This is a genomic window from Gilliamella sp. B3172 (assembly GCF_026536465.1).
Lineage (GTDB): Bacteria > Pseudomonadota > Gammaproteobacteria > Enterobacterales > Orbaceae > Gilliamella.
The window spans coordinates 87,597-108,813 of the sequence record NZ_JAFNOA010000007.1 but is presented as its reverse complement, the minus strand read 5'-3'; the positions used below and the strand labels follow the sequence as shown (position 1 = coordinate 108,813).

Annotated in this window: 22 protein-coding genes and 2 tRNA genes; 10 read left to right on the top strand and 14 right to left on the bottom strand. The window is 38.2% G+C overall.

Features of this window, described 5'->3' with window-relative positions; genetic code table 11:
• The first annotated feature begins 2 nt into the window (after nt 1-2).
• Nucleotides 3-371 (top strand): sulfurtransferase complex subunit TusD, encoded by a 369-nt coding sequence (tusD, locus tag J3U37_RS08945; protein WP_220218422.1) that lies wholly within the window; start codon nt 3-5, stop codon nt 369-371.
• A gap of 16 nt (nt 372-387) precedes the next feature.
• The gene (gene tusC / locus J3U37_RS08940; protein ID WP_267335965.1) at nt 388-741 is read left to right on the top strand and encodes a sulfurtransferase complex subunit TusC; all 354 of its coding nucleotides are present in this window, start codon (nt 388-390) and stop codon (nt 739-741) included.
• A 212-nt stretch (nt 742-953) separates the two neighbouring features.
• Here tusC and nagE read toward each other — a convergent pair whose 3' ends face one another.
• Entirely contained in the window at nt 954-2,453 is a 1,500-nt protein-coding gene (gene nagE / locus J3U37_RS08935) for an N-acetylglucosamine-specific PTS transporter subunit IIBC (protein WP_267374446.1), read from the bottom strand.
• Between the two features lie 248 nt (nt 2,454-2,701).
• Between nagE and nagB the strand changes: the two genes are divergently transcribed.
• From nagB to J3U37_RS08920, 3 genes are read left to right on the top strand one after another with little or no spacing between them, the layout of a single operon-like run.
• On the top strand, nt 2,702-3,508 hold the full coding sequence (gene nagB, locus J3U37_RS08930) for a glucosamine-6-phosphate deaminase (RefSeq protein ID WP_220218419.1): 807 nt from the start codon (nt 2,702-2,704) through the stop codon (nt 3,506-3,508).
• Nucleotides 3,509-3,519: 11 nt separating this feature from the next.
• Nucleotides 3,520-4,662, top strand: a complete 1,143-nt coding sequence (nagA, locus tag J3U37_RS08925; protein WP_267374444.1) for an N-acetylglucosamine-6-phosphate deacetylase — start codon at nt 3,520-3,522, stop codon at nt 4,660-4,662.
• Nucleotides 4,663-4,697: 35 nt separating this feature from the next.
• The gene (locus J3U37_RS08920) at nt 4,698-5,924 is read left to right on the top strand and encodes an ROK family protein (RefSeq protein ID WP_220218417.1); all 1,227 of its coding nucleotides are present in this window, start codon (nt 4,698-4,700) and stop codon (nt 5,922-5,924) included.
• Nucleotides 5,925-5,969: 45 nt separating this feature from the next.
• Here the strand turns inward: J3U37_RS08920 and asd are convergent, their stop codons facing one another.
• The 12 genes from asd to J3U37_RS08860 form a co-directional block, all read right to left on the bottom strand.
• A complete protein-coding gene (gene asd / locus J3U37_RS08915) occupies nt 5,970-7,073 on the bottom strand; it encodes an aspartate-semialdehyde dehydrogenase (RefSeq protein ID WP_267374441.1) in 1,104 nt (367 codons plus the stop codon).
• 245 nt (nt 7,074-7,318) lie between these two features.
• Entirely contained in the window at nt 7,319-7,750 is a 432-nt protein-coding gene (locus tag J3U37_RS08910; RefSeq protein ID WP_220218415.1) for a PTS sugar transporter subunit IIA, read from the bottom strand.
• 11 nt (nt 7,751-7,761) lie between these two features.
• Entirely contained in the window at nt 7,762-8,760 is a 999-nt protein-coding gene (locus J3U37_RS08905) for an SIS domain-containing protein (protein WP_267374438.1), read from the bottom strand.
• A complete protein-coding gene (locus J3U37_RS08900) occupies nt 8,757-9,842 on the bottom strand; it encodes an SIS domain-containing protein (protein WP_267374435.1) in 1,086 nt (361 codons plus the stop codon). Before J3U37_RS08900 ends, J3U37_RS08905 begins: the two co-directional genes overlap by 4 nt.
• Before the next feature lie 10 nt (nt 9,843-9,852).
• A complete protein-coding gene (locus J3U37_RS08895; RefSeq protein WP_267374433.1) occupies nt 9,853-10,677 on the bottom strand; it encodes a PTS system mannose/fructose/sorbose family transporter subunit IID in 825 nt (274 codons plus the stop codon).
• Nucleotides 10,658-11,494, bottom strand: coding sequence for a PTS mannose/fructose/sorbose/N-acetylgalactosamine transporter subunit IIC (locus J3U37_RS08890; protein WP_220218411.1), 837 nt, complete (start codon nt 11,492-11,494; stop codon nt 10,658-10,660). The genes J3U37_RS08895 and J3U37_RS08890 overlap by 20 nt, the downstream gene beginning before the upstream one ends.
• 14 nt (nt 11,495-11,508) lie before the next feature.
• Entirely contained in the window at nt 11,509-11,976 is a 468-nt protein-coding gene (locus J3U37_RS08885; RefSeq protein WP_220218410.1) for a PTS sugar transporter subunit IIB, read from the bottom strand.
• An 11-nt stretch (nt 11,977-11,987) separates the two neighbouring features.
• Entirely contained in the window at nt 11,988-12,671 is a 684-nt protein-coding gene (locus J3U37_RS08880; protein ID WP_220218409.1) for a GntR family transcriptional regulator, read from the bottom strand.
• The gene (locus tag J3U37_RS08875; protein ID WP_220218408.1) at nt 12,668-13,390 is read right to left on the bottom strand and encodes a GntR family transcriptional regulator; all 723 of its coding nucleotides are present in this window, start codon (nt 13,388-13,390) and stop codon (nt 12,668-12,670) included. Before J3U37_RS08875 ends, J3U37_RS08880 begins: the two co-directional genes overlap by 4 nt.
• 325 nt (nt 13,391-13,715) lie before the next feature.
• Nucleotides 13,716-13,792 (bottom strand) — tRNA-Pro (locus tag J3U37_RS08870).
• A 24-nt stretch (nt 13,793-13,816) separates the two neighbouring features.
• Nucleotides 13,817-13,892 (bottom strand) — tRNA-His (locus J3U37_RS08865).
• 125 nt (nt 13,893-14,017) lie between these two features.
• The gene (locus J3U37_RS08860; RefSeq protein WP_267374431.1) at nt 14,018-15,313 is read right to left on the bottom strand and encodes a serine dehydratase subunit alpha family protein; all 1,296 of its coding nucleotides are present in this window, start codon (nt 15,311-15,313) and stop codon (nt 14,018-14,020) included.
• A gap of 333 nt (nt 15,314-15,646) precedes the next feature.
• Between J3U37_RS08860 and J3U37_RS08855 the strand changes: the two genes are divergently transcribed.
• Both J3U37_RS08855 and J3U37_RS08850 read left to right on the top strand, forming a co-directional pair.
• The gene (locus J3U37_RS08855) at nt 15,647-16,327 is read left to right on the top strand and encodes a response regulator transcription factor (protein ID WP_366915688.1); all 681 of its coding nucleotides are present in this window, start codon (nt 15,647-15,649) and stop codon (nt 16,325-16,327) included.
• Nucleotides 16,328-16,345: 18 nt separating this feature from the next.
• A complete protein-coding gene (locus J3U37_RS08850) occupies nt 16,346-17,647 on the top strand; it encodes an ATP-binding protein (protein WP_220218405.1) in 1,302 nt (433 codons plus the stop codon).
• Here the strand turns inward: J3U37_RS08850 and J3U37_RS08845 are convergent.
• Complete coding sequence (locus tag J3U37_RS08845) at nt 17,644-18,396, bottom strand: M15 family metallopeptidase (RefSeq protein WP_267329008.1); 753 nt, start codon at nt 18,394-18,396, stop codon at nt 17,644-17,646. The two genes, J3U37_RS08850 and J3U37_RS08845, sit on opposite strands and share 4 nt — an antisense overlap.
• A gap of 101 nt (nt 18,397-18,497) precedes the next feature.
• On the opposite strand from J3U37_RS08845, the gene J3U37_RS08840 reads away from it, so the two are divergent.
• Genes J3U37_RS08840 through J3U37_RS08830 form a run of 3 tightly spaced genes read left to right on the top strand, consistent with a single transcriptional unit; the run spans nt 18,498 to nt 20,951 of the window.
• A complete protein-coding gene (locus J3U37_RS08840; RefSeq protein WP_267374429.1) occupies nt 18,498-19,679 on the top strand; it encodes a bifunctional tRNA (adenosine(37)-C2)-methyltransferase TrmG/ribosomal RNA large subunit methyltransferase RlmN in 1,182 nt (393 codons plus the stop codon).
• A gap of 25 nt (nt 19,680-19,704) precedes the next feature.
• Nucleotides 19,705-20,319 carry a hypothetical protein gene (locus J3U37_RS08835; protein WP_267374427.1) on the top strand — a complete coding sequence of 205 codons (615 nt, stop codon included), beginning with the start codon at nt 19,705-19,707 and terminating at the stop codon, nt 20,317-20,319.
• 59 nt (nt 20,320-20,378) lie between these two features.
• Complete coding sequence (locus J3U37_RS08830) at nt 20,379-20,951, top strand: manganese efflux pump MntP family protein (RefSeq protein WP_267329010.1); 573 nt, start codon at nt 20,379-20,381, stop codon at nt 20,949-20,951.
• The last annotated feature ends 266 nt before the right edge of the window (nt 20,952-21,217 follow it).

The window sequence follows — 21,217 nt, the reverse complement described above, 5'->3', positions numbered from 1 at the left end:
ATTTGGTTAACGCTTTAAACTATACACTTGTCATTTTGGGTCCTGCTTATGGGACCCAATCAGCTTATTGTGCTTATCAATTTGCACAAGCTCTACTGGCTCATACTCCACACCGCATTGAAAATATCTTTTTTTATGCAGATGGTTGTTACAACGCAAACCGTTGTACCGATCCAGCTAGTGATGAGTTTGATTTAGTTAACGCATGGCAACAATTAGCAAAAAAATATGCTATTCGATTAACGGTTTGTGTTGCTGCTGCACAACGGCGAGGTATTACTGAAGATAATCTTGCTGACTATTTTGAATTAACCGGGCTTGGCGAACTGGGTGAATCAATAGCCGAATCAGATCGTGTGATTCAATTTTAGGTTAAGGTCATATTCAATGAAAAACGTTGCAATCATTATTAGCTCGCCACCTCATGGTAACGCTAAAGGCAGAGAAGCACTTGATGCCGCCTTAGCCCTGTCTGCAATTAACCATATATCGGTTATATTTATCGATAGTGGTATCTTTCATTTATTGGCAAATCAATCGCCTGAACAAATTTTGATGCGTGATTATATTGCGACATTTAATATGCTTGAACTTTATGATATTGAAGATGTTTATGTAGACCAATCTTCACTTAAAGCAGAGCATCTAACTGATATTACGTTAAATATTCCCACTCAAATTATTGATAGGTTAACGTTAAATCAACTACTTGCTAAGCAAGATATGATTTTACGTTTCTAATTGATATTGATATTTATATTGAAAACCGGATTTGATCTGCAACCTCTCTACTGACTAAATAAATTAAAACAGTCGCAAGCGATTTTACCAACGGTAAATATTTACAAAGGTACAATGAATTTTTGTGGGCTGGTTAGATAAAAAAGCCCACCCTATTTAAAGTTAAGCGAATAGAGTGGGCAAAATCAATCAAATGTTATAGTTATAATAAATTAAACTAGTTGTTTCATCTGATCGGCAATTTTCTCTGCTTGCTGACCAACAACGATTTGTACGCCGGTTTTACCTAGCTTAATCACCGCCATTGCACCAAGCGCTTTTGCCGCTTGTTCGTCGACTAAATCTGAGTCATTGACGTTTAATCGTAAACGGGTAATACATGAATCAATACCGGTGAGATTTTCTTTACCGCCGACAACAACTAAGTACTGTTGCGCAAGTTTTGATACATCACCAACTGTTTGTACTTGTTCTTGATTTTGTGTTTCTTCGGAAGAAACATCGCCATCTTCGCGGCCAGGTGTTTTAAGATTGAATTTAACGATCACAAAGCGGAACACAATGTAATATACAACGAAGAAAACGATACCTTGTAATATTAGCATATACCAATGTACAGCAAGTGGATTACGGCTTTGTAGTAACATATCAATCAAACCAGCACTGAATGCAAAACCAGAAATCCATTGCATGGTAGCGGCGATAAATAATGAGATACCGGTAAGCACAGCGTGGATAACATAAAGCACTGGTGCTACAAACATAAAGGCAAATTCAAGCGGTTCAGTAATCCCGGTAAAGAATGCCGCAAAAGACGCTGCGATCATGATTGACGCTGTTTTATCTTTATTAGCTTTTTTAGCCGTGTGATAAATGGCTAATGCCGCACCCGGTAAACCAAACATCATAATCGGGAAGAATCCAGCTTGATAACGACCTGTTTGACCTACAATAGCGTGGCCGTCCTTAATTGAGTCTTGCCCACCTAAGAAGTAAGGAATATCGTTAATGCCGGCAACGTCAAACCAGAATACTGAATTGAGTGCGTGATGCAAACCAACAGGAATAAGTAAACGGTTAAAGAAACCATAAATACCAGCACCTACCGAGCCTAAATTCTTAATACATTCACCAAATACAACTAATGAGCTATATACGACAGGCCAGATGAAATATAAGATAGCAGAAACCAATAGCATGACGAAAGAGACAATGATTGGCACTAATCTTTTACCACTGAAAAATGCTAACGTTTTATGCAGTTCAACAGAACTAAAACGGTTGTATAATTCAGCTGAAATAATCCCAACTAAAATACCAATAAACTGGTTATTGATTTTTGCAAATGCTGGTGATATCTGACTTTCCCAGCCTTCTAGTTTGGTATTGACTCCTTGAAAGAGTGCCACAGTATTAGGCGATAATAAAGTCGTAATAATTAAAAAACCAACCAGACCGGAAAGCGCCGCAGCACCGTCTTTATCTTTAGACATACCATAAGCTACCCCAATTGCAAAAAGGATAGGCATATTATCAAGAACGGCACTTCCGGATTTAATTAAAAATGCAGCGACAATATTATTGGTACCCCAGCCATTTGGATCTGGATCAATCCAATATCCAATGCCTAATAGTATTGCAGCGGCAGGTAATACTGCGACAGGCACCATTAATGAGCGCCCGATACGTTGCAAATAAGCTAAAATTCCCATATTTTTACCTCATATATTTATTTGGGATTTACTTGAAAAATAATGAAATTTCACTTTTTTCAGTAATTGTAGTAAATCATTTACTATTTGACTCTATATTATTTTACTTCGCAAATTAATTATTCATTTTTTGTGATTTTTGTCACGATTTTTTTTGCTTAAATACATTAATATAGTAGAATACAGACAACATATTTTACATTAAAAAAAAAGAAGTTATTTAATTATATCAAAAGAGGTATTCCCCCATGAGACTCATTCCTTTAGAAAATGCCCAAGAAGTAGGCGCTTGGGTTGCTCAGCGTATTGTTAATAAAATTAATCAATTTAATCCAACAGCAGATCGTCCGTTTTTGTTAGGTTTGCCAACCGGAAGCTCTCCTTTGGTCATGTATCAACAATTAATTAAACAGTATCAAGCGGGTAAAGTGAGTTTCAAACACGTTGTGACTTTTAATATGGATGAATATGTGGGCTTGCCAGAAGATCATCCACAAAGTTATCATACTTTTATGCATGAAAATTTCTTTGACCATATTGATATTGATAAAAACAACATTCATATATTAAACGGAAATGCACCAGATATCGATGCCGAATGTCGTCAATATGAAGAAAAAATTAAAGCCTATGGTAAAATTAATATCTTTGTTGGTGGTGTTGGTCAAGATGGGCATATTGCATTTAATGAACCCGGCTCTTCACTTTGCTCCCGTACCCGTATCAAAACCTTAACAGATGATACTCGCATTGCGAATTCGCGTTTCTTTGATAATGACAAAGATCAAGTGCCTAAACATGCGCTAACTATTGGTGTTGCAACGTTAATGGATGCGCAAGAGGTCATTTTATTAGTTTGTGGACATAATAAAAGCTTAGCTTTACAAGCGGGTGTTGAAGGATCAATTAATCACTTATGGACAGTCACCGCACTACAAATGCATCCTGCATCAATCATTGTTTGTGATGAGCCAAGCACTGATGATCTTAAAGTCAAGACACTAAAATATTTTAAACAAATGGAAGCTGATAATCTTAAAGTGACCGTTTTATAAAGGATAACTCAATGTACGCATTAACCAATTGTCGTATTTATACTGGTTATGAGATTCTTGAAAATCACGCCGTTGTTATCGACGGCGATAAGATTGCCAAAGTCTGTAAACAAAATGAACTACCTACCGATATTACTGTTGAAAATCTACAAGGCGCAATTGTTGCACCCGGTTTTATTGATATCCAAGTAAATGGTTGTGGGGGAGTCCAATTTAATGAAACGCTTGATGCCTTAAGCGTTGAAACATTAGAAGCGATGCAAGTGACCAACCTTGTTTATGGTTGCACAAGCTATTTACCGACACTTATCACTTCAACTGATGAGTTTATGATTAAAGCGGTTAAAGTTATGCGGGAATATTTAGCCACGCATCCGAATCAAGCGTTAGGATTACACCTTGAAGGCCCTTATATCAATCCTGAAAAGAAAGGGATTCATGACCAAAATATTATTCGTAAACCTTCACAGCAAATGATAGATTTTCTTTGTGAAAATGCCGATGTTATTAAAGTCATCACCTTAGCGCCGGAACGGGTTGAAAGTCATTTTATCAAACAACTTGTTAAAGCTGGTATTCATGTATCGGTTGGGCACTCAAATGGACATTATGATGACTGTCGTCGTGGTTTTAATGACGGTATTCGTTTAGGCACCCATTTATTTAATGCTATGCCTTATATTACCGGGCGTGAACCGGGCGTTGTTGGTGCAATTTATGATGAACCTGAAGTGTATGTTGGGATTATCGCTGATGGTCAACATGTGAGTTGGGCAAACATTCGTAATAGCCATAAAATCAAACAAGATCACTTAATATTAATTACCGATGCGATGTTGCTTGCCGGTTCAAACTTAGAATCGGGCGTATTTGCCGGTAAAACGATTTATTATAAAGACGGTCGCTGTATTGATGAAAATGGTACGCTAGGTGGCTCGGCCTTAACCATGATTGAAGCGGTAAAAAATGCGGTGCAGTATGTCGGTATCGCATTGGATGAAGCATTAAGAATGGCAACCCTTTATCCTGCTAAAGCCATTGGTGTTGATAAACAACTCGGTACCATAACTGAAAGCAAAATTGCCAACTTAGTTATTTTTAATCCGGATTTTACTGTACTTAAAACGGTTGTTAATGGAGAGATGAGCCGTTAGAATATCAGATAATTAAGAAAATATTGAGATAATATATGACATTTAATTATCTGAACTTAGTGGGTAATGCTGAGCTAATCAAACAGTTAAATTATGCAATTATTTATCGTTTGATTGTTCAGCAAGCACCACTATCACGCATTCAATTAGCCGAAGTCAGTCAGCTAGCACCCGCAAGTATTACCAAAATTACTCGTCAACTTCTTAAAAATAAACTGATCAAAGAAGTTGATGCGCAACAATCAACTGGCGGACGCCCGGCTGTTTCGATACAGGCAAAATTTAGTTACTATCAAACAATCGGTGTGCAGTTAAGCCGTTCGCATATCACCATTGAACTTTATGACTTAGGTGGCCGCTCGTTGATGTCAGAAGTGCATCCGCTGACAATTTTCACAGAGCAAGAAGTACAACAATATTTAATTAGCTTACTTAAACAGTTTATAGAAAACCACAGTAAAAAAATTAAACGACTGGTTGCTATATCAGTTGTATTACCTGGCTTGATTGACTCACAGCGAGGCATCGTTCGTTATACGCCTCATATTCAAGTTAAAGCGTGGCCGCTAGCTGAAGTGTTGCGAAAAGAGTTTAATGTGACCATTTATTTAGGCAACGATATTCAAAGCTTAGCACTGGCAGAAAGCTACTTTGGTTCAACTCAAGATGTTGAAGACTCAATATTGATTCGTGTTCATCGCGGAGTGGGTTCGGGCGTTATTGTTAATCAACAACTTTTAACCAACCATAATCAGAGCGCTTGTGAAGTTGGTCATATTCAAGTTGATGCTTTGGGTGAGCGTTGTCATTGTGGTAATTTCGGTTGTCTGGAAAATCGAGTTGTAAACGATGCGATTGAACGCCGTGCCATACAGATGATAGAACAAGGTTATCCAACCAAACTCACTCTTGATGCGTGCCATATTGCTAACATTTGTCAGTGTGCTAATCAAGGCGATGAGCTGGCAATAAAATTAGTCAAAGATGCCGGCGAAAATCTTGGTCGAGCTGTGGCAATTATGGTGAATATTTTTAATCCACAACGCATAGTGTTAGCCGGTGAGCTAACCAAATCACCACAAATCCTTTTAAGTGCCGTCAATAGTGCTTTAAATGCGCTAAGTTTAGAGGATTTAAGAAAGAATCTTACCATTAACTGCTCATCGCTCAATGACCGATCGGCTATTGGTGCATTTGCCTTAATTCAACAAGCGCTGTTTAATGGTTCGTTATTAATGACGCTGTTTGATGACTATAATTAAATAGATTTTAGTGACTAAAAAGCCCGATGATTCGGGCTTTGTCAATTAGGCTAAAATGTGTAACATTCTTCTTAACGGCTCTGCGGCGCCCCATAATAGCTGATCGCCAACGGTAAAGGCAGATAAGAAATCTTTGCCCATATTCAATTTACGTAAACGACCAACCGGCGTTGTTAATGTTCCGGTAACAGCAGCCGGAGTGAGTTCTTGCATCGATAACTGGCGATCATTTGGTACCACTTTCACCCAATCATTATGCCCAGCAAGTAATTGTTCAATTTCAGGCACGCTGATATCTTTCTTCAGCTTGATTGTAAAGGCTTGGCTATGGCAGCGTAATGCGCCGATACGAACGCACAAGCCGTCAACCGGAATAATTTGGCTGGTGCCTAAAATCTTGTTGGTTTCAGCTTGACCTTTCCACTCTTCTTTACTTTGACCATTGTCTAACGCTTTATCAATCCATGGGATTAAACTGCCGGCTAACGGCACACCAAAGTTATCGGTCGGTAAGCTGCCGTCACGCATTTTTTGCGTCACCTTACGTTCAATCTCTAAAATTGATGAATTAGGATCTTGTAACTCTTTAGCAACTTCAGCATGTAACATGCCCATTTGTGTTAAAAGCTCACGCATATGACGAGCACCACCGCCGGAAGCGGCTTGATAGGTTGAAACAGAAATCCAATCAACTAAATTTTCAGCAAATAAGCCACCGAGCGACATAAGCATTAAGCTGACAGTACAGTTACCACCAACAAAAGTTTTGAAGCCTTGATCCAATGCTGTATGAATGTTAGCTTTATTTACCGGATCGAGCACGATGATGGCATCATCTTCCATTCGAAGTGTTGAAGCGGCATCAATCCAATAGCCTTGCCAACCGGTTGCACGAAGTTTGGCGTAAATCTCTGAGGTGTAATCACCACCTTGACAGGTAACAATAATATCTAATGCTTTTAGCGCATCAATATTATCGGCACTTTGTAATGTCCCGGTTTTACCTCCAAATGTAGGTGCAGCTTGACCTGCTTGAGATGTAGAAAAGAAAACCGGATTGATATAATCAAAATCATGCTCTTCAACCATACGTTGCATCAGAACAGATCCCACCATTCCACGCCAACCGACAAAACCAACATTTTTCATAATTTATTTCCAAAAAGTAGATGTTATATTAAGTTATATTTTTACTATTAAAACAAAATATCTTGATAAAACAAAGTAAGATAAGAATTATTTCTACAGGGTATAACAAAATAACATGGCGTTATATTAAACAGCTAAATCAATGAGTTTATTAAGTGCTTGATAAGCAAGGCAGCGGTTTTGAGTGTTTTAAAACCAGTTTGCCTTACTTATATAGACGACTTATCTTGAGCGATAGCTATGTGCTAAAAATCCTCATCTTGATCGGAATTGGTTGTCATTGATGCGATATTAATTTGCTCAATACCTTCCACTGATGCTTTGATTACTTCCGGTAATAAATCATCTAGCTGCAATTGTTCTCTGAGCATAAAAGTCGCTAATAACATAGGGATATTCACACCCGTGATAATTTCGAGATTGGGATAACTTGCCATAAGCTGCGCTGTGGTATTAAAAGGCGTTCCGCCTTTTAAATCCACCAAACACAATATTGCCTCGCCTTGTTGGGCAAAGCTTGCTAAATGATTTTCAATCTGCTGTTGAAAATCATCTAACGATTGCCCCATTAAAAAGGGCACTGCTTCACATAAGGTTTGTTTACCACAAATCATCTCGGCACTTACGATCAAGCTTTGCGCCGTTGGTCCATGAGTACTGATTAATACTGCAACCATTGTTGCACTCCTTAATAATCCAGACAACGATAATAGCGACGAATAGTCATTGGATGTCGATTCAAGTGTTCAACATAAGCATCAATTCGATTATTTATCGTTCTAAACACAAACGGTGATAAATGACCACGATATTTTTCTGATATACCCGGTAATGGATAGTCTTTGGTATCAATAATGGTATAGTTACCACAAATTTGCGGTAAGAATTTTGCCACTCTTTCACTTAATGGACGTTGACTATCTTCACCAACATAAACGGTTACAGCCGTATCACGGTCAATCACTTCTAGTGTGCCATGGAAAAATTCAGCAGACTCGATCGATTTTGAACGTAGCCAGTGTTGCTCTTCCCAGTAGCACATCGCATGAGAATAAGTCGCCCCCCATTGGTTGCCAGCGCCGACAAAATAGTGCATAGCATCGTTATGATGTTTCAATGCGACTTCTTGCCCGAATGCATCAGCTTTTTTCGCCACTTCGACGATGTTTTTAGCAAAATGTTGATCCATTTGTTGATAAAATTCATCATAGTCAGGATATTCGCCTGCTAAATACATTAAGCGATCAGCAGCCATAAAGAATTTTAATTGCTCATTCATTGGGTAAGAAATCACATGGTGCGCCATTTTACCTAATGGTGAATCGGCTTTATCTAAAAAGGCTAAGACCGTTGCACCAACCTCTTGTTGAATTTTATCAATAGCCGCAACGACTTCTTGGGTAGAGCCTGTAACAGATGAGATGATAATTAAGGTGTCTTTGGTTATACGCTTATTGCCGGTTACCAGATATTCCGCAGCATGTTGAATAAAGGTTTCAATGGCTGATTTTTCTTTCATATGGACAACTGCTTGCATCGATGAAGCGTAAGTTCCGCCAATACCTAACCAGCACACATTGCTGTAACCACGAGAATGAATTTTATCGATAAATTCATTGATTTGTGGACGAAGTGCCAATGCACCATTCATGCTGTCGAGTTCTTTTTTTTCATCGTATTTTCTCATGCTCTAACCCTCTTAATTTTAGATTTAGTAATTTCATCAAATTCCGGATATGTTGATTTTTCCAGATTGTGACCTTTTAACTGTGATACTTGATAGCTAAGTAAGTGAATAGGAATTGTCATAAACAGCGAAGTTAATCGCTCATCACAACTGACACCTAGACATAAGTCATTTTCTGTTAGGTTGTCTTGTTGATGTGCATAAATCGTTACAATATTTTTCACATACTGATTTAAGAATTGTTTTAAAGAATCAGCTCTTTGTGCCAGTTTCCCTTGCGGTTCAATAAAAATGATATGATCATCGCTATGCAAACCCAGATAAGGGCCATGCATATACTCTTCGAGCTCTTTACCCAACGCTGTGTTGCGCACGGTTTCGGTAAATTTAGTTTCTCCTTCCCTTGCAACCCCGTAGGTAGCACCGTAACCGATCAATATTACCCGTTGAGCTTGATTATATTGATCTTCAAGGCGATTAACCCACGCTTGTGAACGCTCAATGACTAGTGGTAATAATTGGGTAATCGTTTTAATCTGATTCATATAGTCATCAAATTTGGTTTGATTAATGGTTTCGGTTTTTTGCCCAATAATGAGGCTAATTAAGATCAAATCTAAAATGGTGATACTATAACCGGCACTGACATAAGGCATTTCCTCAATCGGCATCCCCATAGATAAAACGTGATTGCTAACTTGATACAAAGGACTTTGCGGATTGCTGGTCAGGCTATATATCGTCTTGTTATGGTGAATAAATTGTTCAACTAAATGAATGGTTGAGTAGCTCTCTCCACCTTGTGAAATGGCAAAATAGAGTGTATTTGGATCGTTATAGTGCAGGTAATTAGCCGCCATTGAAGGATCTTCAATATAGACAGGAATCTTCAACAGTTCGCTCATTATCGGTCTTGCACCATAAGCAGCATTAGCACTGGAGCCGGTGGCAAAAATGACAATGGCATTAAGCTGTTTTATTTGACTTAAATCGATATGATCGGCAAATAACGTCTGATAATTATCTAAAACAGCTTGATAATATTTCGGCTCTAATGCGACATAATCAGCAATACTTTTCATTGTTAATTCCTCAACTTCCTAATAACCCAGTCCAGGCACCAAAAATACCAATGGCGGCGATAAGTAGAAGGATCCAATGTGCTTTAACCCCTTTTTTCACCAACACAAACATAAATAACGTAAAGAGTAACGGTAGGATCTGTGGCACAATGCCGTCAAAAATATCTTGTAAGGATGCCGAATCATCACCGGTACCTATTTTCAATGGCATATTGAGTGTCACCATGGTGGCAACCATTGCCCCGACCACACAGAGCCCGAGTACTGAAGCGCCATAGGACAATTTATCCATTAAGCCGGTTTTTTGCACTTTTTCAATAAAGGAAGCGCCAATGTTGTAGCCAATTAATAAGCCAAAATATCGTGCTAAAATCGCCGGCACATTAAAGATAAGCAAGAATAACAATGGACCTAAAATATTGCCTTCCAGTGCTAAAGAGGTGCCAATGCCGGTGGCAATAACACGTAATGTCCCCCAGAAGAAAGAGTCACCTAAACCACTTAACGGCCCCATTAACGCAATTTTGACATCATTAATCGAACTTTTATCAAACTCACTATCGGTGGCATTTTGTTCTTCCATGGCAATACAGATGCCTAGAGGGAAGGTAATTAGCCAAGGGGTAACATTATAAAATTCTAAGTGGCGTTGATAGGCATCGGTAAGGTCCACTTGATTATCACTATAAATTTTATCTAAAGCTGGGCGCATGGCATAGGCATAGCCTAAGTTCATTTGCCGTTCATAATTCCATGACCATTCAGCGGTGAAAGAGCGCCAAAAAGTTCGGGTTAATTCTTTATTGGTTATTAATTTAGAATTCTTCGTTTTCATAATCGATCTCCTGTGCACCTAAAACGTTGCCAGTGTTAGTTGTTAGCTTCTGACTGTCTTGTTCTGTTACGCCTTTTTTTCCATTAAATGAGGAGTAACCGGTCAAGATAAGTGCTAGGCAGGCACCAAAAATGGCCACGCCAGTAACAGGCACTTTCATATACACGGCTAAAGCAAAGCCAAGAACAAAAAAGGTGGCATTGGTTTTTTTAATCATAATTTTCATTAACATAGCAAAACCGAACGCCGGTAATAAGCCGGTTGCAATACCTAAACCATCGATAATAAAGCGAGGAATCATTTCTAATAAGCCATTGACCGCTGAACTACCGAATAAGTAGGAGAATCCAACCACTAAACCAATTGGCAGATTGATTGAAAAGAAACCACCGAGTATGTTCATTCGATCCATACCTTTGCCGTTGCCTTCGCTGGCGTATTTATCGGCTTTGTGAACAAAGTAAGGAAGAATAAAAAGAAAACATAAATTTTTGACTAATAAAACCAGTGATGCAATTGGAATGCCCAGTGCTAAGGCGATTTCGGTACTTTTACCGGCACCAATGGCAAAAGCGGTACCTAAAACACTGCCGGAAATTATTTCCGGTGGAATGGATGCACCGATTGAAAACGATCCGACAAACGCTAATTCTAACGTTGCCCCAATAATAATGCCTTGTGTGATATCACCCATGACTAAACCGGCTAAGGTACAAGTCACTAACGGTCTGGATAACATTGATGAACCTAAAAAGTATTCACCATTTGCTAACATCGCAATCAAAGCTAACAGTACTGCGGTTAATTCAATACTCATTTTGTACCTCTCAACTATTTCTCAAATTTCTGCTTTGATTCGCTTGGAATTTGCTGAATGTAGATATCAATACCGTCTTGTTGTAATTTGGTCAGTAAATCTGCTTCAAGATCGGTTAAATTAATGGTTTTAGAGTAGTTTTTTGTGCCCTCACGTGGCTTAGTACCGCCTAAATTAAGGCTGGTTATTTTGCCTTGCGTGCCACGGATTAATTTTTCAGCATCTGCTACTGATTCAACGACAATTAGCATCTGATATTTATCCGTAACGCCTGAGTTAATTGCCTCAATACTGTCATCGATAGATTTCATCACTAATTTTGCATGCTCTGGCTTAGCCAAACGAATCGCAGATTTACGTAGTTCGTCAGTGGCGACAACGTCATTAGCAACTAATATCGTGTTTGCATCCATACTTTCGAACCATGAAACAACAACTTGACCATGCAATAAGCGATGATCAACACGTAACAATTTAATCATTGGTGTACCTCCTAAGTGAAATCGACCACATATTTGGTATTACTAGCAAACTTATACTCAAGGGCAATCGGTTCGCTATTAGTATCAAAATAGTGATTAGAAATTTTAAATAATGGGTCGTTAATCTGGATTCGAAGTTGTTTGGCGAGCTCTGAGTTGGCTACAATCAATTGCAAATCTTGTTCTAATTTATCGACTTTTTTCTTGCCTGAATTGATGATTTCGAGCGCAGATAACACTTTGATAATTGAAATTTGAAAATCGGGAAAGTTATTTAATGGCAGCACAAAGATCGCTTTTACGATACTGTTTTTTGCCACTTCAAGGAAGCTAATGTAATAGACCAGTTCAGCCGGTTTTATTTTTAGTAATTGGCTGTAATATGCGCCTGCTTGTCTTAAGTAAGCTTCTTTGATAACTTTTTTATGATTGGGGTAGATGTAAGGTTTAATGATGCCTGTCATCTCTAAAATATTTTGGGTCGAAAGCGTTGGCGCAACAAACAGCCCCACTCCTTTTTTCCTCACCACCATATTTTGATCGACTAATCGATCTATTGCTTTACGGACAGTTGTTCGGCTTACATTGTAATCTTTTTGTAATTGCCCTTCGGGTGGTAACTCAGCACCAACGCCATATCGTCCGGTATTTATCTGCTCAAGTAATTGAGCGGCAATTTTTTCAAATAGCTTCATTTATGTTTTTCCTCATAATTGAAGATATTTTTAGCCGATAAGTGATAGCGAAATCGGTTGCCAATCAAATATTGATCGGTATGTTCAAATGGCTGGAAATTATTATCGTAACTGTAACTTGATACTTTATAGATAGGTGTTCCTTCGGCAATAGCTAAATACTGTGCTTTATCTTCGGTCGCTGCTTCGTAAGTGATCTCTTCCCGACCATGGCTTGGGGTAAAATGATAATGCTCTTTAAGGTATTCATAGAGCGAAACGTTATTTAAGTCCTGTTTTTCTAAATCGGTAAATTTTTCTGAAGGGAGATAATTGATTTCATAAGAAAGCGGAGTGTTGCCCAATAAACGTTGTCGGATAATTCGAATTAATTGCTGGTTGGATCCAAAAAAGCTACGCAATTGTGCGGGCATTTTTATAATTTGGTTGGACAATACTTTTATTTCAATTTGAACATTTTCTTCTTTTTGGATCTCTTCACTAAACGAAGACATTTTTAGCATATTGATTTCAAAAACGTTGTGATTCGGAATGTGGTTATCGGCTTGAAAAATATAACTTTCCATCGCTAAATCATGCAAGGCTTTCCTGACGGTTGTTCGGCTTACCTTAAAAAATTCCGCAAGCCCTCGCTCAGTCGATTTTTCCGTAATAATTTTAGGATTTGCTCTTATTTGTTCTTCTACATCGGTTTTAGACGCAATATCACGATATTCCAAAGATCACACTCCAATTACTGGGCTTTTTTAATTCACAGATATATCTTAAATCACATAATATAGTTCAAAAAATAGATAAAAAAATACATGTTGTCAATTTTAAGTACCAAAAGTGTAAGGGAGATCACAAATTTTATGAGAAATATAATAAAATCAATTAAATTAAATGAATATTAATCAGGGTTGGCGGCGGGGTAAAATAGCAGCAGATAGTGCGTTAAATAAATACGATAAAGCGACAGTTTATAAGCTATTGCGGAGAATAACAGAGCTGAAGCGGATAATAAAAAAGCCTACTCATTGAGCAGGCTTTTTTATATTAAATTGGTCGGCGAGAGAGGATTCGAACCTCCGACCCACTGGTCCCAAACCAGTTGCGCTACCAAGCTGCGCTACTCGCCGTTAGATGTTTTTGCTTCGTATAAATGGGGTGGCTAATGGGACTCGAACCCACGACAACTGGAATCACAATCCAGGGCTCTACCAACTGAGCTATAGCCACCATAAGAAGCAGGACGAAATATTACGCATAAAAAATAACATTGTCCAGCATATTTTTTAAAAAATGTGCTGATTGATTATATTAAAAGCGCTAAAAGTTTAATCTTTTAGCAATAACCAAATTATTTAAGCTTTATGCGACATAATATCAATAATTTGGCTGTCGATAACTTTCATGCTATTGCTAACTATTGCACCTAAATTATTGATAGATGTTTCCACACTATCACAGACAATGCCTTCTTTACCGGTGACTCGGGTTTGATTCAACGCCATTAAAACGGCTTTAAAACCCGATGATACCGAAGTTGAAACTTTCATCGCACAGCTATTGGATGCGCCGTCACAAATGATGCCCGATAGATCACCAATCATATTACAAATCGTCATATCAACCGGTTCATATTGCCCTTTACCCAGTAACCAAGCCATACCTGCTGCCGACCCCATGGCAGCGGTTGAAGCAGCACAAAGTGCCGATAAAGGCGGGAACTTGCTATGAATATAGATCGCAATCGTATGCGATAACATCAAGGCTCGAGCTAGCTGTTCAGGCGTTGCATTTAAATAATCAGCAACCACAACGACTGGCATTGTAGCGGTGATGCCTTGATTACCCGAACCGGAGTTGCTCATTGCTGGCAGTGTTGCCCCGCCCATTCGTGCATCCGAGGCGGCGGTTGTGCGAATTATCACTTTAGAAAGTAGATCATCTGCCAGTAAGCCGGTTTTGGTTTGTTGATGTAAAGTTGTGGCAATACTTAAACCATAGGCTTTTGATAACCCTTCTTGTGATAAAGCATCATTTAATTTTGCTGAATCTAAGATAAATTTGATATCGTCAAAGTTAGCCTGACTGGCAAATTCATAAATGAGCCTCACCGACATATTTTTAAGGATGATATCGTTTTTTGACTCACATCGGCGGGTGTTATCGGCTTGAAAAATTGTTTCACCATTTTTTTCAATTAACGTCACATTAGTATGCTGATCTTCGATGCAGACTTTAACATGGTCAGAGCGGGTATAAATATTCGCTTCCGAGTAGATAGCTTTATTGCTTTTGGCAATTTGTACCGTGATTTTGTTGTCTGCTAACATATTTTTGGCTTGAGTGATTTGGTTATCTGTAATATTTTTTAATACCTCAAGTCCGGCATTAGCATCGCCACCAATCGCACCTATTGCAGCGGCAATGGGTAATCCAATCATACCGGTTCCGGGTACGGTTACGCCCATACCATTTTTCATTAAATTAGGGGAAACAAAAGCGTCGATTTTTTCAATACTGTTTTTATCAATATGCCGAGCTGCGCAAGCGGCGGCTAAAGCAAGTGAAATCGGCTCAGTGCAACCAAGTGCCGGCAAAACTTCATGTTTCACCAGTTTAATTAATTGTTGCCACATTACTTGTTGTTTCATTTTTTATCTCCATATAGTCATAAGTAATGTTAGATGGTGAAGAACATTTAACAGACAATGAACGTACTATTTTAGTCTATGTTGATCAAGAATTGAATAATGTCAATATATTATCAATAGTGGTTAATATTTAATGACTAATTTATCGATGTTATTTAGTCATAAATAGACTAAAACGTACATTAAATCTTAAACTTATTTGCATTATTTCAAGGTAAATTAAATCGTCGGCAATCGTTCAAATTATGTAATATTTTAGTAAAACCGACTGACTTTTTTTTTATTATTGCAATAATGTAAATACCTAAAATTAAATAATAATGGCGATATATGATAAATATTTTATTAATTGATGATGATATTGAATTATCACAGATGCTTAGTGAATATTTGACCAATGAAGGTTTTAATATCAAAAGTGTTTATTTGGGTAAAGATGGTATTGATGAAGCACTTTCAGGTAAATATCGTGCAGCAATTTTAGATGTTATGTTACCGGATGTTAATGGTATTGATGTCCTTAAAAGTATTCGTCAACAATGTAATATGCCAGTTATTATGTTAACGGCTAAAGGTGATAATATTGATCGCGTTTTGGGACTGGAGTTAGGCGCTGATGATTACATCCCTAAACCATGTTATCCACGTGAATTATTAGCCAGATTGCGTGCTGTGTTACGTCGTTTTGATGAACGTTCAGTCGAATTGGTTGATGATAAAAAATATCATTTTAATGGCTTAACGTTAGATTTACCTCAACGACTTTGTACCTGGAATGGTAAAGTCATTGATTTGACCTCAACCGAGTTTAATTTGTTGGTTTTATTGGTCAAACATAGTGAGCGAGTGGTTACTAAAGAAGAGCTTTCAGAAATTGGACTTGGACGAGCACGTGAGCTCTATGATCGTAGTGTCGATGTTCATATCAGTAACATTCGTCAAAAATTACATCAAGTCGCCCAAAATGATGTCACAATTGAAACGATTCGGGCTGTTGGTTATCGTATTCGTTAATTTGCAATTAGGCTTGCTATGAATCGTCGATTATTCACAAAAATACTCATTATATTTGGGGTCATTTTTTATCTTACTTTCCAATTTACTTGGATTGCTTTTTCTTACTATATAGAAAGTAAAAATCAACGATTTTTAAATCATATGCCGACAAAAGTCGACATGATAGCGCAATTATTGCATGTTGCTGGCGAAGATGAAACACTCAATTTTATCGCCCATTTACCGGAGCGTGAACGGGCGTTGTTGTCGATAAAGTTAGTTTCTCCGCAAAATGATCAAGTCAATATTCTGACTGATGAATTAGAACCGCCAACTTATGTTTATCAACGCACCACTATCGCGCCAGACGGCACGCTCTATACGGTGTCATTTAAAGAAGATAAAGATAAGGATGATCACGTTAAAAAAGCACTGTTTAACATGCCTCTACCTATTGTATTAATGGGTATTTGTGTTGGGCTGCTATTTAGTCTGTTTTTAGCGTGGAACTTAACCAGACCGATGAAGCTACTAAGGGAAGGCTTTTTTCGAGTCTCTCAAGGCGATCTATCTGTACGATTATTTGAGAAACTAAAAGCTCGACGTGACGAATTAAGCGAACTGGGTAAAGATTTTGATATGATGGTTGAGCAGCTCAACATCTTAATTTCAGATCGTCAAGCCCTATTGCATGATGTGTCACATGAACTTAGAACGCCATTAGCTCGCTTGCAATTAGCCATTGGACTAGCCCAGCAAAATAAACAAAATATTGACACCGCATTAGCCCGTATTGAGTTAGAATCAGAACGATTAGATCAGCTTATTGGTGAAATCCTAAACTACTCTCGTGCTGAGATGAATAATCGTACCGATGAATATTTTGATCTTAAAGAGTTACTTGGCGTTGTGATAAGCGATGCGAATTACGAAGCCAATCATCAATTGATTAATGTCTATTTTAATTTATCGCCTATTTCTCATTCAATTGTGAAAGGTAATTCAGAACAGATCCGTCGGGCAGTTGAAAATATCATCCGTAATGCGATTCGTTTTTCCAAACCCGGGCAAGCGGTTGAAGTGACGTTAAAAGAGTCAGGTAAGTGCTTACAAATTGAAGTGAAAGATCGGGGGCCCGGCGTTGAATCCAGTAAACTATCGAGTATCTTTGAACCGTTTGTTCGTATTCAATCTGCTCAGTTAGGTAAAGGTTATGGGCTGGGGCTTGCCATTGCCAGAAAGACCGTTATTATGCATAACGGCACTATTCAAGCAAATAATCGTGATGGTGGTGGGTTAGTGGTGACAATTAAATTACCTTACTGGCGTAAACACTAATAGCAGTCTTGATTAACTGTTAGCACATACTCTTTAATGAGCCGTTGTAATTCAATTTTGTCATGACCGATAAAATTGAGCGATTGCATTATAGATTGCGGATTGGTTTCTAATGTCGCTTTATATTGTGCAATATATTGGCTGGCAATCGGTTTATAAGACCAGTGCCACTCTTCGGGTTGATAGCCACCTTTACGCCCTTCATTAAATGCCTGACAAAATCCATATTTAGCTAAATTATCTTGTAACCATTTATATAAAATGATGCCTTTTTTATCATTTTTAAAATAGTCTGATGAAACACTGGTGATATCAATATCGGTACCCCAATGGTGTCTTGATGTGCCGGGCATGGAAGAGAATTTCAAAATCTCTTGAGCAATTTTTTGTGGATCATTTATCTTTTTTGCCAGCGCATCCCATTTACGTTGCCAAATGCCATTTTGATAGGTGTAATTGCGTGTTGCGCTAACTACAATAAATGGAATATCGGGATGTGCTGCCTTAAAATCGTTATAAGCTTTAATCAGTTGCTCTGTCGGCTCCTTTTGTAGATACATGCCTTTTTTATTAACCGGTAAGATTGTTGAATCTAAAGCAACAAAATTACTGTCTTGTTTTTCATCGAACTGACCGATAAGTTTGTTTAGTGGTATTGTTTGTGCCATAGTGAAAGTTGTGTATAAAAGTGGGGTTAATGTTGAAAGTGAAGTAAAAATTATTTTTATAACTCTTGCCTTCTTAATCATTTTATATTATCCATTATATTCTATTAGCCACAATAGGTGAAAAACAGTATAATCCTTTCCCTGAAATTTGAAATAGCCATAATGTGTAAAAACGAGGCCTTATGTTAATAACTGCAACATCTAATACGTCTGTAAATTGTTCAGACACAACCAAAACCCTTGATCTCAATCCAACGCCTGAAAAAATCAATTTGCTCAATTTTACCCGGCAGCAATTGCGTGAGTTTTTTATCTCGTTAGGAGAAAAACCATTTAGAGCTGACCAAGTGATGAAATGGATCTATCATTTTGGTATTGATGATTTTGATCAAATGACCGATATCAATAAAAAATTACGTGAACAGTTAAAAACGCTGGCAGAAATTAAAGCGCCAACTATTGCAATGGAGCAACGATCATCTGACGGCACCATTAAATGGGCGCTTGATGTTGGTAATAACCAAATGATTGAATCCGTATATATCCCTGAGCGTGATAGAGCGACACTGTGCGTTTCATCACAAGTGGGTTGTGCGTTAGAGTGTAAATTCTGCTCGACCGCTCAGCAAGGTTTTAACCGTAATTTAACCGTTTCTGAAATTATTGGCCAAGTTTGGCGAGCGTCAAATGCTATTGGAGTAACCGGTAAATTGGCCGATCGTCCGATTACTAATGTGGTGATGATGGGTATGGGCGAACCGTTACTGAATTTATCGAATGTGGCACCAGCAATGGAGATCATGCTTGATGATTTTGGCTATGGTTTATCAAAACGTCGAGTCACGCTTTCTACGTCCGGCGTTGTTCCGGCTTTAGATAAATTAGCTGGTATGATTGATGTGGCATTAGCCATTTCCCTGCATGCGCCTAATGATGCTATCCGTAGCGAAATTATGCCAATCAACCAAAAATATAATATGGCGATGCTGCGAGATTCTATCTTACGCTATCTGGCGACTTCCAATGCCAACCATGGCAAGGTCACCATAGAGTATGTGTTACTTAACCAAATTAATGACAGTGTTGAGCATGCGCATGAACTGGCTAAGTTCCTAAAAAATGTGCCGAGTAAAATTAATTTAATCCCATGGAATCCGTTCCCCGGTGCGCCTTATTCCCGTTGTTCCAATACCCGCATCGACCGTTTTATGAAAACGTTAATGGGCTATGGTTTTACCGTTATTGTCCGTAAAACACGTGGTGATGATATTGATGCAGCGTGTGGTCAGTTAGCCGGTGAAGTTGTTGATCGCACGAAAAGAACGCTTTATAAAAAGCAAAATCTTGCTCAACAAACGGCATAACAAAGCAGAATATAAGGAATTGAACATGAAAAAAATAGTGCCGATATTAAGTTGCTTAATGGTCATGCTATTAGCGGGTTGTCAAAACACAAATGGTGAAGAGTTTGATCCTGAAAAAGCGGCGCTAGCCCGAATGCGTTTAGGCTTGGGGTATTTGGCCAAAGCCGATGAATCAGAAGATAACGTCAAAGCCGCACATTATAATCTGAAATTAGCCGCACAATACTCGCCGAATAATCCGCAGGTCATGCTAGCTATGGCAATGTTTGATCAGCATGTTGGTGAATATAACGAAGCGGAGATGATTTATAAACGCATTACCTTAATGCAACCGGGTAATGGCTTATATCATGTTCATTATGGATCGTTTTTATGTGGCCGTAATCGCTATCAAGAAGCTAAGCAACAGTTTCAGCAAGGGCTTGATTTCGACCGGCACAATTGGAAAGCGGATGTCTATGAGCAATATGGATATTGTGCGATTCAAAATGGCGATACAAAAACGGCTGACTCAATGTTTCAGCAACTGTTTAAATACGATGCAAGCCGTCGAGATAGCGTAATAAAAACCGCAGAACTCTACCGAACAAAAGGGGATGCGAAAGTGGCGAATTACCTATTTTCAGTAACCAAAAAATAGTTTTGATTAAACAATAAAAATTAAATATAAAATATATCATTTGAAGCAGAGTATATGTCATGAGTTTCTGGGCTATTTTGTTATTGGCGTTAGCCATGTCTACAGATGCATTTGCCGTAGCGGTATGTCGTGGCACATCTTACCAATCAACGCCTTTTATTGGCGCATTAAAAGTTGGACTATTATTTGGTGTCATTGAAGCCATTACCCCCTTATTGGGTTGGTTAATCGGTTATATTGCTCTGCAATATATTGAAAAGTGGGATCATTGGGTCGTTTTTGCCGTCATGTTATTTTTAGGTATTAGCATGATTTATAATAGTTTTAAGGAAGATGATGAAAATTGTGATGAGTCAGTCACCCAATCGTCAAAAAAATCTTTTTTAATGCTTATTTTTACCGCTATCTCAACCAGTATTGATGCCTTTGCCGTGGGGGTTGGATTAGCGCTTGCCAGTGTTAATATCTATCTTGCCGCTGGAATGATTGGTCTGGCGACCTGTATTATGGTGACAATTGGCTTATTGTTAGGTCGAAAAATCGGTTGTTTTATTGGAAAAAAAGCTGAGCTAATCGGCGGAATAGTCCTTATCTTAATTGGTGTGATAACGCTTTATCAGCATCTATCCTAATGAGAAAAACCGTCTACGTGACGGTTTTTTATTGACGGCAGATTATTATCTGCCGTTACTATTTTTATACTAAAACATAGGTATTTTCTGAAACTTCTTGTCAAACGTTAATCGATTAAACGACAAACCAAATCATACATTGCTTGTTTTGTCGGGACGGTTGGATTTTGCAGTGATCCTATTGTTAAGTATTTCAAAAAAGCAAAGATTAGTGTTTTATACTAAAACATAGGTGTTTTCTGAAACTTCTTGTCAAATATTTATCG